This is a genomic window from Terribacillus halophilus, from assembly GCF_900101385.1.
Lineage (GTDB): Bacteria > Bacillota > Bacilli > Bacillales > Amphibacillaceae > Terribacillus > Terribacillus halophilus.
Genome location: NZ_FMZB01000004.1, coordinates 192,719 through 205,426 on the forward strand (window position 1 = coordinate 192,719; position 12,708 = coordinate 205,426).

14 protein-coding genes are annotated in these 12,708 nt (G+C 41.8%); 9 read left to right on the plus strand and 5 right to left on the minus strand.

The window, feature by feature from the left end; translation table 11 throughout:
- Positions 1–11 precede the first annotated feature (11 nt).
- Positions 12–581 (plus strand): HAD-IA family hydrolase, encoded by a 570-nt coding sequence (locus BLQ53_RS09155; protein WP_093727007.1) that lies wholly within the window; start codon positions 12–14, stop codon positions 579–581.
- 11 nt (positions 582–592) lie between these two features.
- On the opposite strand, the gene BLQ53_RS09160 is transcribed toward BLQ53_RS09155, so the two are convergent.
- Both BLQ53_RS09160 and BLQ53_RS09165 read right to left on the minus strand, forming a co-directional pair.
- Positions 593–979 (minus strand): nuclear transport factor 2 family protein, encoded by a 387-nt coding sequence (locus tag BLQ53_RS09160; RefSeq protein ID WP_093727008.1) that lies wholly within the window; start codon positions 977–979, stop codon positions 593–595.
- Between the two features lie 335 nt (positions 980–1,314).
- Positions 1,315–1,620 carry a GNAT family N-acetyltransferase gene (locus BLQ53_RS09165; protein WP_244499315.1) on the minus strand — a complete coding sequence of 102 codons (306 nt, stop codon included), beginning with the start codon at positions 1,618–1,620 and terminating at the stop codon, positions 1,315–1,317.
- A gap of 287 nt (positions 1,621–1,907) precedes the next feature.
- Between BLQ53_RS09165 and BLQ53_RS09170 the strand changes: the two genes are divergently transcribed.
- The 3 genes from BLQ53_RS09170 to BLQ53_RS09180 all read left to right on the plus strand — a co-directional run bounded on the left by BLQ53_RS09170 (position 1,908) and on the right by BLQ53_RS09180 (position 4,357).
- Complete coding sequence (locus BLQ53_RS09170) at positions 1,908–2,456, plus strand: class I SAM-dependent methyltransferase (protein WP_425288292.1); 549 nt, start codon at positions 1,908–1,910, stop codon at positions 2,454–2,456.
- 332 nt (positions 2,457–2,788) lie between these two features.
- Positions 2,789–3,220 (plus strand): trimeric intracellular cation channel family protein, encoded by a 432-nt coding sequence (locus tag BLQ53_RS09175; protein WP_244499309.1) that lies wholly within the window; start codon positions 2,789–2,791, stop codon positions 3,218–3,220.
- A 78-nt stretch (positions 3,221–3,298) separates the two neighbouring features.
- Positions 3,299–4,357 carry a YkvI family membrane protein gene (locus BLQ53_RS09180; protein WP_093727009.1) on the plus strand — a complete coding sequence of 353 codons (1,059 nt, stop codon included), beginning with the start codon at positions 3,299–3,301 and terminating at the stop codon, positions 4,355–4,357.
- Positions 4,358–4,516: 159 nt separating this feature from the next.
- Here the strand turns inward: BLQ53_RS09180 and BLQ53_RS09185 are convergent, their stop codons facing one another.
- Together BLQ53_RS09185 and BLQ53_RS09190 are read right to left on the minus strand one after the other, a co-directional pair.
- Positions 4,517–4,852: an MmcQ/YjbR family DNA-binding protein gene (locus tag BLQ53_RS09185; protein WP_093727010.1), complete on the minus strand. Its 336-nt coding sequence runs from the start codon at positions 4,850–4,852 to the stop codon at positions 4,517–4,519.
- 232 nt (positions 4,853–5,084) lie between these two features.
- On the minus strand, positions 5,085–5,540 hold the full coding sequence (locus BLQ53_RS09190) for a carboxymuconolactone decarboxylase family protein (protein ID WP_093727011.1): 456 nt from the start codon (positions 5,538–5,540) through the stop codon (positions 5,085–5,087).
- Positions 5,541–5,692: 152 nt separating this feature from the next.
- Here BLQ53_RS09190 and BLQ53_RS09195 point away from each other — a divergent pair, with 152 nt between their 5' ends.
- A complete protein-coding gene (locus BLQ53_RS09195) occupies positions 5,693–6,142 on the plus strand; it encodes an NUDIX hydrolase (RefSeq protein ID WP_093727012.1) in 450 nt (149 codons plus the stop codon).
- A gap of 81 nt (positions 6,143–6,223) precedes the next feature.
- Here BLQ53_RS09195 and BLQ53_RS09200 read toward each other — a convergent pair whose 3' ends face one another.
- Positions 6,224–7,354, minus strand: coding sequence for a 2-methylaconitate cis-trans isomerase PrpF family protein (locus BLQ53_RS09200; protein WP_093727013.1), 1,131 nt, complete (start codon positions 7,352–7,354; stop codon positions 6,224–6,226).
- Between the two features lie 137 nt (positions 7,355–7,491).
- On the opposite strand from BLQ53_RS09200, the gene BLQ53_RS09205 reads away from it, so the two are divergent.
- The 4 genes from BLQ53_RS09205 (at position 7,492) to BLQ53_RS09220 (ending at position 12,702) form a co-directional block, all read left to right on the plus strand.
- Positions 7,492–8,361, plus strand: coding sequence for a LysR family transcriptional regulator (locus BLQ53_RS09205; RefSeq protein WP_093727014.1), 870 nt, complete (start codon positions 7,492–7,494; stop codon positions 8,359–8,361).
- A gap of 121 nt (positions 8,362–8,482) precedes the next feature.
- Positions 8,483–9,790 (plus strand): CitMHS family transporter, encoded by a 1,308-nt coding sequence (locus BLQ53_RS09210; protein ID WP_093727015.1) that lies wholly within the window; start codon positions 8,483–8,485, stop codon positions 9,788–9,790.
- A 99-nt stretch (positions 9,791–9,889) separates the two neighbouring features.
- Positions 9,890–10,756: an SDR family oxidoreductase gene (locus tag BLQ53_RS09215; RefSeq protein ID WP_093727016.1), complete on the plus strand. Its 867-nt coding sequence runs from the start codon at positions 9,890–9,892 to the stop codon at positions 10,754–10,756.
- Positions 10,757–11,238: 482 nt separating this feature from the next.
- On the plus strand, positions 11,239–12,702 hold the full coding sequence (locus BLQ53_RS09220) for a response regulator transcription factor (protein ID WP_244499316.1): 1,464 nt from the start codon (positions 11,239–11,241) through the stop codon (positions 12,700–12,702).
- The last annotated feature ends 6 nt before the right edge of the window (positions 12,703–12,708 follow it).

Here is a 12,708-nt window from a genome sequence, read left to right on the forward strand (position 1 = left end):
GGGTGTTTCTCTTGAATATACTATGGGACTTCGATGGAACATTATTTAATACATATCCTGCTTATACCAATGCATTTTCTTCCGTGTTAGGAGAAGCAATCGATAAGGAAGAGATTTATAGGAATTTAAAAATCTCTTATTCTCACGCAATTGAGCACTATAACATTGCGCAAGAGAAAGGTGCAGAAATAAAAAGTCTCATAAAAAAATTATTGCCTCAGGATTTAAGACCGTTTAATCATGTCGAAAAAATACTTCAGTATGCAAATAAAAATGTCATTATGACGCATAAGCATAGAGAAGGTGTTTTGGCTATCCTGCAATATTATGGTTGGGATAAGTACTTTTCTGACATGGTAACAATCGATGATGGCTTCCCGCGTAAGCCTGATTGTGCAGCGTATAAGTATTTGCATGAAAAACATCGTATTGATTTAGTCATCGGGGATAGGGAATTAGACTTACAGCCTGCTAAAGATCTTGGTATCGCAACTTGCATGTATCAGGGTGAAAGCTCCATAGCTGATTATCATATACAGAATTATGATGATTTCTTTAAACTGGATTTTCTAGGGCGCTAAAAAGTTGAAACTCATGTATTTGAAATGCCTGTTTCTTCATAGGTGCGAATTAATTTCCATTCACTGTCTTTCCTTTTGAACGTTTGGAAGAACAAGTTTGAAGTATCGATTAGCATACCCTCGAGAGTCATGGTTGCCCTTATGGTGGCCATGACCTCTTTTTCATTAAGTGGCAGGAGAGAAATTGGTGTTAGGATCCATTCCATCTCTTTATCTTTGAAATGATCAAAGGCTTGATGCCATCCTGCGATAGATTCTTCTTTTTCATGTGTGGAGATGATTCCATCCCTTATTTCGATTCCAAGGAAGGAATCATCGATTACTTTCTCCATAAATGTTAAATCGGAAGCTTTCCACTTCGATAGATAGCGATTAAGGAATATATGGAAGTCTTTCATTGTTTCTCGCTCCAATCTAAGGTTATTGTTAAAATTCAAATCGACTTGTTATCAGTAAGTAAAAAGAGTATTTACTCAGGTTACGTAAAGGCATACTATGATAAACTGAAATTATCAGATTGTAATAGAATTCTGGACGATAATAAGGATACTTGGGGTATATATAATATATATCGCTAAGAGAAGAACAAAAGTGTCTATTCCACGGTTTTTATTTGGCATTCTGAATGAATAACATCAAGGGTAGCAGGTTATATCTCGGCTAGGATAGAAAATAACCAGAGCTTTCATAGGAAATCCGGGAGTGATTTTATACCGTAGGCTTATTACCAGTCTTAAGCCATAATGATAAAGTTATAATCAGCTCCTCTGATCTTATTTTCAAATTCACCTCTCTTAACAAGTCCCTCTTTTTCATGGGTTCTTATTGCCCGTTTATTAAAGTCTGCGACTGCTAATTCCAGATGAGCATATTTAAGCAGCTGTCTACCTTGTTCAATGATCGCCCTGAAAAATTCTGTACCGTTACCTTGTCCCGGCAGTGATGGCTTCATTTGGGGACCGACCACCAATATCTGATTTTCATCTTCTTGTACATCATAAAATTCACAATTGCCAACAAGATTGTTTTGGTCATCGATAACGGTGAATGCCCGCTCTAGGTTTACGCTTTTTTCAGCGCGTCGATTTTTTCCTGCTGAATGTTATTATCGTAAAATGAATATATTCCCTCATAAGTCCAAGTGATGAATTCATTGATGTCCTCATTCGCTCGTCTTCTAATAAAGAATGCCATTAGTTATGTACATCTTGTTATTTTGAATGCTTACTATATTTACAACTTCTTCCTATTTATATGATAAACTAATTATACGAAAATTCATATTTATTAGATTAAATGTCATTGTCGATAGGAATGGGGATGATTATGAGAGATATAAAAGTAGTTATCGGTGCTGGTTCATACATGAATAACCCTGGCTGGATTCATACACAGGAGGAAGAATTGGACTTATTGGACGAGAGAACATGGGAGAAAAGGTTCGACGAAGGGTCCTTAAAAGCCATTTTAGCTGAGCATGTATGGGAGCATCTCACATATGAAGAAGGTGTAAAGGCAGCAAAGACTTGCTTACGTTTTTTACAGCCAGATGGTTATATTCGATGCGCTGTTCCTGATGGATATTTTCCAGATGAAAGCTACCAAAATATTGTGAAGGTTGGTGGACCCGGACCTAAGGATCATCCTGCAGCCAGTCATAAAATCGTGTATACCTATCGGACATTCACCGAGATGTTCGAAGCAGCAGGGTTCAAGATTAAATTACTTGAGTATTTTGATGAAGATGGAACTTTTCATGAGGAATACTGGGATGGAGCAGATGGTGTGATTTTTCGTTCGAAAAAATATGATCCTAGAAATCAGGGCAGGAAACTAAGCTTTCCGTCATTGATAGCTGATGCATATAAAATCTAACTGATGGCCGATATTGGTAAAGCTGCATCACAAGGTTCAAGGGAACATGATACATATGAAATCGCTGATTAAGATATTATATGTTTGGTGGAATTGATTGCAATTTTGAGGTTTCCCTAAGTTTTGCAGCTATCTTTATCGTCACTGTGTATAGCTTTTGCTTTAGGTTTAGGGAAGTATTTGACTAGATTAAGCTGACTATTTTTCATTAGAAGATAAAAGGAGCAGGTTGCCTTGACACGGGAGATCCTTAACATTCTTGGTACCTTCGCTTTTGCGACAAGCTGATCGGCATCCCGACGGAAAACATTTAGAAGCAGGATTATCTTTTTGTGATAGCTTTTTTGGTTATTACCATTGTCTTTGTGCTGCCGAATAATTGGATTGATCGATGGAAAAAGTGGGTGGTCTTCTTTGATGCGATTGGCTTAGCCGCATTCGCCATCCAAGGTGCAAACTACGCAGTTTCCATCGATTCACCGTTGATTGCCGTTATCATAGCAGCTACTTTGACAGGAGCGGGAGGCGGGATGCTACGAGATGTATTTGCAGGCCGAAAACCGATGATTTTTCGCTCGGAAATTTATGCTCTATGGGCAACGTCAGCAGATTTAATCATCGAAATGGATTGGATACAGGGACCCTTCATAACTTATTTTCTCTTGATAGCCATCGTCCTGCTGAGGATGTTATCCGTTCATTATGAATGGAATTTGCCGCATCATTTTGAAATGGATACGAAAAGGAACGGAGATAATGGATAAACGTCATCGAAAAACACGAAAAAGTATAGTATGCTGAAATGTATACTTCATTCAATTGTGTTTTAAAGGAGAATCAAAATGAAAGATACCTTAAGAATTGGAAGCGCTTTTATAGGGGTTATAGTAGGTGCTGGGTTCGCTTCTGGACAAGAAGTCTTACAATACTTTACCAGCTTTGGATTGATGGGTATTCTGGGAGCCATTACGGCAACTGTTCTTTTTTCCTATCTTGGTATGGTTCTTGTTTGGCTGGGTAGTCGGACAAAAACAACATCGCATAAAGAAGCCATTCACAGAATAAGCGGCCGTTACCTAGGAACAGTGATTGACTATGTCATTATTTTTACACTATTTGGTGTCGGGGTCGTCATGATTGCAGGTGCAGGCTCCAATCTGAATCAACAGTTTGGATTGCCATACTTTGTTGGTACGACGGTAATGACCATACTAGTGATTTTAACAGGATTATTAAAAGTCAATCGTGTGGTTTCCATCATTGGAAGCATTACACCATTCCTGATATTCTTTGTTGTACTTATTTCCATTTATAGCTTGATAACGATGCAAGGGCCCCTTGCCACCCTTGATCAAGAAGCACAATCTATTCCAACTACGCTGCCAAATTGGTTTATATCCAGTATCAACTATGTTTCCTTCAATATTGCAGTAGGAGCTTCGATGTCCATTGTAATGGGAGCTGGGGAAAAGAAACCCAAAACAGCCGCAATCGGCGGATTGGCAGGCGGACTTGTTCTAGGAATCCTCATTATCCTAAGCCATTTGGCTATATTCTCAAAAATCGAAGAAGTCGGCAGTTTGGACATGCCTATGTTAGGAATTGTAAGTAATTTATCGCCTATACTAGGCATTATCATGGCACTTGTCATATTTGGGATGATTTACAATACAGCTACTGGAATGTTCTTTTCTTTCACAGCCCGATTTGCACAAACCGAAACAAATAAGTTTAGGACTGTCTTTATTGTCACCATGGTTATCGGATATTTGGCAAGTTATGTCGGGTTCACCGACCTAGTCAGCTATTTTTATCCATTGATTGGATACCTTGGTATTGTATTGATGGTCGCCTTAGTGGTAGCTCCATATATGATCAAGAGAGAAGGTACAAGAAAATGAAATTGGCTGGGAATTCTATCAGTAAGGTGGTCTCTAACCAAAGAGTACTTCATTTTCTACGAGTAGGAAATTGAGAGGCCAACCAGGAGCATAAAAAACCGAAGAAATTGGGGTAAAGTTAAATGTACCCCTCCTTTTCCTCTTCATAAAGATATATCGTTACTTCTTGGATTTCGTCAGTGTATAACTTCGCTCAATCATGTCGTAGATATCCTCTTCTGGAACGGTCCCATCAAGGATGATGGAATTCCAATGATCCTTATTCAAATGAAAACCGGGGACGATGGAATTGTACTTATCCCTCCAGAAATAAAGGAAACCAGGTTCACACTTTACGTTGATCCAGATGTGCGAATTCTTTTTAAAAATCCAGGCAAATATTTTCTTGTTTGATTCATGGCGCACAACCGACCAATTCTGGTCTTGGAAAGGTTTATCATGGTAAGCATCACCAAGACTTAAACAATATGCGATTGCTTCCTCTCTAGTCCTCATGTTGTCCCTCTTTCCGTACAAATGAATGTTCTTAATAGATGGCTGTCTCCTTTAGTTACTGTTATGAATAGATAAAGCAAATCGGTTCCGCCAATAAGTTGTACCTATGTTATTGTTTTTTTGTAAGGTATAACTGACGGGTAATGGAGCTCTGATTGGTTTAAGAGTATGGCAAGCGAGATAGTGGATGGATACAGCATAACCTATTAGAAGGCGTAAGGACCCTCCATCATTAAGAAGGATTTTGATTTTTTGCTGGTTTATTGCCCATTGCTATGGATATCCTATTCCAACTGTTTATCTGATTGATGATCAAAACCAGATCTACATATTGCTTTTCATTGTAGTGTTCCCGTACTCGATGATATAACGGTTCCGGTACTCTTTTAGTAGGGATTAATGTGATATGTTCGGATAATTCGAGTGCAGCCTTCTCTGCCGGGGTATAAAAGTCACATTCATCCCAAGTATGTAAACAATAAATCCTTTGTTCAGTTTCACCCATCTTACGGGCATCGGAACAATGCGTATCTATACAATAGGCGCAGCCGTTCATTTGCGAAACCCTGATCTTTATCAATTCCCTGGTTGTGCGATGGATAGCAGACTTCTTCGTGTACTTTTCCATATCCATCATGATCTTCAAACCATCAGGTGCAACATCGTAGTAAGATACTCTTTGACTCATAAGCCTGGCGCTCCTTTTTGTTTTCACCTACTTATGCCATCACGATACCATTTGCTTGGCTTCAGCCAGTTCAATAGCAGTGAATTTCATCCAGCATATGGGTATATGGTAAGCTCATTATATCAAACTTAATTATGAAGGAGTTAGCGCTGATGTTTATTGTCAATGTTGAAGGTGCTATCCACCGTGATGGCAAGTGGCTGTTGATCAGAAGAGGTGAAAAAGAAGAGCATGCAGCGGGATGCCTTTCCATGGTCGGTGGTAAGTGTGATTTGGAAGGTGCATCTTCTGATATCTTGGAAAGGACATTGAAACGGGAAATATTCGAAGAGATTGGAATTGAAGTGGAAGGCCTGACTTATGTGAACAGTTCCGCTTTTGTCACGGAAAGAGGGGCACATGTGATTGATATTGTATTCCTTTGTCAGCGTATTACTGGGGAACCTTATGCAAAGAGCGAGGATGAAGTCGGGGAGATTAACTGGATGACCACAGAGGATATATTGGTACATCATGATGCTCCTTCTTATTTAAAGAAGAATATTTCACTGGCCGCAGATAAGCTCACCTTAAAAGTGTATTCCAGTGTTGAGAAAAGCTGAAGTGACAAGGTAGACTGTGATTTTCTCCAAATGGGTAGCAACTTGTGCCTAAAGAAAAGCTGTCACAATAGACAGCTTTTCTTACTTCTTCAAAGGGGTTGCTTCTCTTATGTTGTAATTATGTTTTACATAAGCATTACCTTCCATAATTCTTCTGGCCGTGCGGATTACTTTTATCTCGGTTAGATTGGCGTAAGCTGTTTCGGTGATACCTGATGGATGGGCAATGCGCAGGCTGCCGGCTGTCTTTCTTGCAATTTTTTGTGGCAGCGTACCAGGAATGGCGCAAGCGGCGGTCGTACAAATTGCACCAGTTATGGCTAGTGCTTCATGGGGCTTTTGCATGGATAGCATACGCACATGTATGTCCATGTCTTGAACGGAATAGAAGTTATCGTTCATATCGGTATATTCTTTCGGTTTTCCTATCAACGCCAATTTCGGTACTGCCGGAGACAGTTTGGTAGCTTGATCCCTTTTGGCAAAACCGCAGTGTTCAGCAGCGGCAGCGCGTATTTCCTCGCATTGCTGCAGTTTTGCTTCCGTAAACGTAGCAGGCATGATGGTTTCTTCCAAACCAAGAGAAGCAGCTTCAATAAAAACAAGAGGATTGGCTGCATCAACGATGGAACAGGCAATAGTGCCAAAACTGGTATCCAGTACATCGGTACTATTTCCTGTAGGCAGTAATTCACCCGTCACGGATCCTTCGGCATTACAGAATGTCAAGGCTATTTCAGAGCCATAGCCTGGTACTCCAGGTATGGATGTCGACCCCAAAGTTTGAACTTCGCCATCCATTACCGCTACTTCCGCAACAATCAATTTTTGTGTATTCGTATTCCATATTCTTACAGTCGTCACCGGTTCGGTTATAGCTACAAGTCCTTCCTGAATGGCAAATGGACCTACCGCTGAAGAAATATTACCGCAGTTCCCTTTCATATCAACTGTTTCATCTGTAATACTTACTTGAGCAAAGGTGTAGTAAACATCGAAGTTTTCCTCTTGTTCTGCTTTTCGTATGATGGCAGCTTTGCTGGTCAGCGAATTGGCTCCTCCCAATCCATCAATTTGCCGTTTATCCGGGCTTCCCATCAAGTCGAGAAGGAATGGTGTCCAGTCTTTCCTTTCCGCAGGCATGTCTCTCTCATGAAGAAAAACACCTTTGCTTGTACCGCCGCGCATATAGACAACAGGAATTTTATTCATCTGCTCACATCCTTTTTTGCAGGAATTGGTTTATACTGACAGCATAGTCCCGAGCACTGATAAAATAAAATACAATTATTTTTCCTTTCGTTAAGATTTTTTTTATAACTGTGAGAAAATACCTAGGAGGATGTGCAATGGATGAGAAAGATTGGATTTTATTAAAGCTGTTAGGAGAGGAAAAGAGTGTCACAAAAGCAGCCGAGAGGTTATTCACGTCTCAGCCTTCTTTGACGTACCGAATTCAAAAGATAGAAGAGAGCTTTCATGTAAAGCTGTTTACCAAGCGGAACAGGGGAATCACATTGACGGCTGAGGGGGAATATCTTGCTCATTACGCTGTGGAGATGCTGCGAAAACTGCAAGACACAAAGGATGCATTGGCGAATCTGGGAAAGGAAGTACAAGGCACGCTTCGTTTGGCGGTTTCCAGTAACTTCGCCCAATATAAACTGCCGGGATTATTGGCGAAATTCTCTTCCATCTACCCGAATGTCCAATACAATGTACAGACAGGCTGGAGCACAAGGGTGATGAAATTACTGGATGAAGGAGATGTACACTTAGGTATCCTGCGGGGAAACCATCGCTGGCAAGGGAACAAGGAGATTTTGACAAGAGAACAGCTGTACGTTATATCAAAACAAAAAATCAGCATCGGTCAGCTGCCGCTGCTTCCTTTCATTAAATACAATACAGACACATCGTTGAAGACAATAATCGATGGCTGGATTCATGAGCATCTGCAACACGCACCGCTTACGGCAATGGAAGTGGATCGGCAGGAAACCTGTAAAGAAATGGTCAAACATGGGCTGGGATATTCGATTGTGCCTGAGATATGTCTTCGTGAATCCGACCAGCTGCATCGTATTGGGTTGACAAATGAAAAGAGGGAACCCTTGCTACGGGAGACATGGCTGATGTACGATCCCAAGTCGCTGGAACTTCAAGTCGTAAAGGCATTTATCAGTTTCTTAAAACAGGAACAGCATGTAACAATATAAAATTTTCTTATGAGTATTCTAAAAATAGTTATATTTAACTTATCTCCTGCTATGTAATATGCTATGTCAAATGCTTTTTTAAGCAAATTATGAAAGCGTATTCAAAGAGAGGGGAAGGAACATGCTGACAATACTAGGGTTTTCCATGATGATCGTGTTTACTGTTTTGATCATGTCCAAGAAGCTATCTCCCATTGTTGCCTTGACAATCACACCGATTTTTTTCGCTTTGATTGGTGGATTTGGAGGAAGCCTTGGGGATATGATCTTGGAAGGATTGCAAACTGTCGCCAGTTCAGCGGCCTTGCTGCTATTTGCCATCTTATTTTTCGGGATTCTGATTGATGCCGGGCTATTTGATCCCTTAATAAAGAAAATACTGGCACTCGTCAAAGGGGATCCAGTCAAAATTGCCATCGGTTCGGCTGTACTGGCAATGCTGATAGCGTTGGATGGAGATGGTACGACCACCTATATGATCACGGTCTCAGCCATGCTGCCTTTGTATAAGCGGATTGGTATGAATCCATTGGTTATGGCGACGGTTGCGATGCTGGCCTTGAGTATCATCAGTGGCATGACACCCTGGGGAGGGCCGGCGACTAGAGCGATTGCGGTATTAGGGCTGGATCCGTCTGATTTCTTTATTCCGCTTCTTCCGACGATGCTTGGAGGTATCATTTTTGTCATCTTTACTGCCTTTATGCTAGGTCTCAAAGAGCGCAAACGTATCGGTGTATCGCAAATAGAAACAAACGCTTATGATTCAGAACCGTATATGGCAGCAGCCTTGGAAGGAGATTTGCTAAAACGGCCGAAGCTGCGCTGGATTAACCTATTCCTTGTAATTGCCATTTTGGTGCTGCTCGTTATGGGAATCATGCACCCTGCAGTTTTATTCCTTATCGGATTTGTACTGGCATTGTCCATCAATTACCCAAATCTGCAGGTACAGAAGGAACGCATCGCCGAACATGCCAGCAATGCGATAACTGTTGTTTTACTTGTATTCGCAGCGGGTGTTTTTGCTGGTATTTTGTCCGGAACGGAAATGGTGAATGCTATAGCTGGATCGATTGTGGCATTCGTTCCGCCTTCCATGGGGGAGTTTTTCCCGGTGGTTGTCGCTATTACAAGCCTCCCATTGACCTTTGTCCTTTCAAACGATGCCTATTACTTTGGAATGGTACCGATTTTCGCAGAAGCAGCATCAGCTTATGGTGTTGATCCAATCGAAATCGCCAGGGCATCGATCTTAGGTCAGCCAGTTCATCTGATGAGTCCGCTGGTTGCTTCCACCATCCTTCTCGTCAGCATGCTGAAAATCGACCTTGGTGCCTTCCAGCGTTATGCTGTAAAATGGGCTGTTTTGACCTCTTTGTTTATCATATTGGTAGCGATAGTGACAGGTGCTATCTCATTCAGATAGAAAAGTATCCAATGTTGGCCTTTTGTGACTCCTCCGTTTCATATTCAGTGAAAAGTGGAACATGTATCCATGACAAAACGCAGCAAAGGAGACATGATCATGGAACCGAAAGATATGCAAACAGACGGTACACCGAAGCAGGAACAAGGCCGTCAGCCAGGTATAGATGCACAGATGGAGCCGCTTCCGCATCAGCCGTATGATTATAAAGGTGCTGGCAGACTGCAGGGCAAGTCAGCACTCATCACAGGCGGCGATTCGGGAATCGGCAGGGCGGTGGCGATCATGTATGCCAAGGAAGGGGCAGATGTTGCCATTTCCTATCTGGACGAACAAGAAGACGCCGAAGAGACAAAGCGTTTAGTCGAAGCAGAGGGGCGGAAATGCTTGCTGCTGCCTGGGGATATCAAGGATGAGTCGCATTGCATCGATTTGGTCGAAAAGACGGTGGAGGAATTCGGCAAAATCAATATACTGGTCAGCAATGCAGCTATACAATATGTGGTGGACGATGTGCTGGAGATTTCCAGCGCCCAATTTGAAGAGGTGTTCCGAACGAATTTCTTCCCTTTGTTCTATTTGTCAAAGGCTAGTGTCAAACATATGCAAGAAGGTGATTCCATCATAGCGACTTCTTCTATCAATGCCTTCCAGGGGAATCCGATCTTCATGGATTATTCCGCTACAAAGGGTGCCATCACGGCCTGGATCCGCAGTATTGCACAGAGTCTGGCGGGCAAAGGGATTCGTGCGAATTCTGTTGCGCCGGGTCCGGTATGGACACCGCTTATCCCAGCTTCCATTCCAGCTGATCATATCGAAGACTTCGGCCAAAGCAGTTTGATGGGGCGGCCTGGTCAACCGTCTGAGCATGCATGGCCGTATGTGATGCTTGCTTCTGACGAGAGCTCTTATGTGACGGGCCAGACGATCCATATCAATGGAGGGCAATGGACTTCCTCCTGAACAAATGAGCACCAGCGGCTTCTATGCTGGTGCTCATTTTTATGCATTTTAAATTGTGTCCCGCCTTGCGAATACCAAAACACATGAGACAGTCATCACTTGGGACCAAAGCGCCGCCATAGCGAGCGGATTCCGAAGCAGATTGCAGTTCCGAGAGCTAATACAATAATGAATAGTGTGGTAACATTCCCCATGTAAATCTTCTTTCTAGAAGGACCACTATACAATAGTCGCATAATGCCACGGTCAATCCAAAGCAGCAAGCGGAATGGCAAGATAAGCAGCTCCGGCCCCCAGAGCAGAAGTTCGACTATAAACTAGATTGCCTTCCTTTTTTCGTTTTCTTCATCATAACAGAGTACAAACAATGGCCTGGTTTATCATGGCTGCCTTGACAGGAAGAGCTATCTGGAACACTATGAAAGAAAGCGCTTTCTAAAAACGGGCAATGGCTTGATAAAGGAGTGTCATGCTTGGATACAATGGAATTGTGCAGGACGCTGATCGTTGATGATGAAATTCTAATTCGGCAAGGTATAAAACATTATCTGGACTGGGAACAAGAAGGATTCACAATTGTCGGTGAGGCTTCCAATGGAAGAGAAGCATTGGAGCTGATCGAGAAGCTGGATCCGCATATTGTTGTCACAGATGTCGTCATGCCGATTATGGATGGAGAAGCTCTGACTAGAATCATGAAAGAAAAATACCCGCATATCGGTCTTATCGTACTGAGCAGTTTCAGCGAATTCGATTATGTAAGAGGAGCTTTTCAGAACGGTGTCATCGATTATATCTTGAAACCGAAGCTGAATGCCGAGGTGCTGCTGAAAGCACTGCGTCTTGCAGCAGGACGGTTGGAGGATTTTCATCTTAGCACCGCCGAACATGATCAGTCTTTAGTAGAAAAACTGCGGCGACTTTATGAAGGATCAGATATTTCTATTAATGAAGAAACAGCAGCTTATTTCCCGCATAAGTATTTCCAAGTATTAAGTGTTAGGTATCTAAACGCCAAGCATCTTCCTAAAGATTTTCCGAATCAGAACGGGATATTTTCACCTATCTTATTAAGTGCAAATTACGATATTTACTTGTGGAATGGTGGAAAAAAGCTTGATGCAAATATGTTCTCGGATCTTCCGAAGTCAGCTTGCATTTGTGTCACAGAGTCTTTCCAAAAAATTATGGAGCTGAAAGATAAACAGAAGGAACTCGAAAAAGTGGAGAGTTATCGATTCTATTTTCCAGATTGGGTGTATCTTTCGGAAGAAATCCTGCCTCCAAACCCTGTAACAGAACATGTATTTCAAATGGACTGCTTTATCGAGGAGTGCAAACGGGATAACTTTCAGGAGGCATTCAGTTATTTGAACCAGCATATGAATGAGGCAGCGCGAAATTATAAACAGGATATTGTCGAGTACAAAGCTTTTCTCAATAATATCATGTTCAACTTGATCGTCCTCCTTGGCAATTTGAAATATGAAACAGGGTTGCTTGAGAAGAAGAAATATGATTACTTCCAGCGTGTCGGCCAAGCAGAGGATGTATATAGAGCAAATGAAACGGTTGAATCTTTTTTGGGGGAAGTGGAGGGGATTGTAAAGAAAGAAGAAAGACAAGGACATATGCGGATGCTGAAGGAATACATCAAAGCGCATTATCATGAGGCACTATCATTAGCTGATATTGCGAACCATTTTCATTTCAGTCCTTCTTATTTATCCAACTACTTTTCTGCGCACAGCAAAGAAGGATTCAGCGGCTACCTGAATCGAATCAGGATAGAGGCGGCTATCATCTTGCTAAGACAAAATGATATACCTATTTCAAAAATCAGTGAACAAGTCGGATTTTCTGATCACAGTTATTTCTGTCGTGTTTTCAAAAAGCAAACAGGCTATTCTCCTTCACAATACCGGCGAAAACGGATAATGAGCTGAGGAGGG